The sequence below is a fragment of the Xenorhabdus yunnanensis genome (genome assembly GCF_028598805.1).
Taxonomy (GTDB): Bacteria; Pseudomonadota; Gammaproteobacteria; order Enterobacterales; family Enterobacteriaceae; genus Xenorhabdus; species Xenorhabdus yunnanensis.
This window is the reverse complement of record NZ_JAQRFI010000327.1, coordinates 1-230: the sequence shown is the minus strand read 5'-3', so window position 1 is coordinate 230 and position 230 is coordinate 1. Positions and strand designations below refer to the sequence as shown.

Here is a 230-nt window from a genome sequence, read left to right as displayed (position 1 = left end):
CGTAATAGTCGAACAACAAATCATGAGCCTCGCTATTTTTCTGGTTCAGCTTTGCCATGCAGTTGGAAATGATGATGGCGTCGTCATCACAACACTGCGGGCGGGATTTAACTCTGTTGGGTATCAACCCCTTGAACCCTGCGGCAATCGAAGGCCAGTTAACCATCTCACGATTATCCGCCGCCCACGCTCCCCAGCGTTCCAGTACCATCTGAATATCACGCATCAGC

1 protein-coding gene is annotated in these 230 nt (G+C 50.9%); it reads right to left on the bottom strand.

Annotation, left to right across the window (positions count from 1 at the left end; translation table 11 throughout):
* Positions 1-226: antiterminator Q family protein (locus PSI23_RS22465; RefSeq protein ID WP_273557096.1), on the bottom strand; the 226-nt coding region annotated here is incomplete at its 3' end.
* Positions 227-230: the final 4 nt, after the last annotated feature.